Annotated in this window: 2 protein-coding genes; both read left to right on the top strand. The window is 39.2% G+C overall.

Annotation, left to right across the window (positions count from 1 at the left end):
* Window positions 1-470 (top strand): hypothetical protein (locus AB4589_RS25620; RefSeq protein WP_372101978.1); only part of this gene is annotated, 470 nt, incomplete at its 5' end.
* A gap of 10 nt (window positions 471-480) precedes the next feature.
* Window positions 481-683: hypothetical protein (locus AB4589_RS25615; protein WP_372101977.1), on the top strand; the 203-nt coding region annotated here is incomplete at its 3' end.

Below are 683 nucleotides of genomic sequence, written 5' to 3'. Positions count from 1 at the left end.
TCACGTCGGGAACATTAAGTAATGATAGGTTAAATAAAGCCAGCACATCACAGCAAGGCATTGTGAAAACTTCAACCAGTCTAACGTCTACTCAAACTAATGTAGCAGCATCGGCGTCTACAGCAAAAACACTAAACGATAAAATTGAAAGCTTAGATGATAAAGTCGATGATTTAAATTTGGGGTTTAGTTCTGGTCAGTTCTGGCGTGATTACGGTAAAGTTTTTAACGTTCGGTATACCAACACACAACCATATCCCATTCAGGTACTTATCGTTATAAGACCCAAAGTTGATGATGGTTTGGCAGCGATTTTTTATATTGATTCCGGTGTAAGTGCTCCTATGGGCACTTTTTATACTCGTTCTGGCGGCTATTGTATCAATTGTATTATCCCATCTGGGGCTGAGTATTGGATGCAAGCACCGGATTCAGATTGGCTAAGAGATGAATGGTCAGAGCTACTTTAAGGATATAAAAATGAAGTATTTAAAAAAAGATAACAAAATCTACGCCTATGATTCCCATCAGATGGATTTTTACGATAAGAAACTATCTGAAGGTGCGGAGGCCATATCAGAGAGTGAAGCTAATGAAATCGCTAACCCTCCACTGACGGAAGAACAGCAAATAGAGCGTAACAAACAACTTAGATTGACGGCATACAAAGCAGAAAGTGATCC

It is taken from the genome of Vibrio sp. 10N.222.49.A3, from assembly GCF_041475145.1.
Taxonomy (GTDB): Bacteria; Pseudomonadota; Gammaproteobacteria; order Enterobacterales; family Vibrionaceae; genus Vibrio; species Vibrio tasmaniensis_A.
Note: the sequence above shows the minus strand (reverse complement) of the source record. Positions and strands in the feature narration are given on the sequence as shown.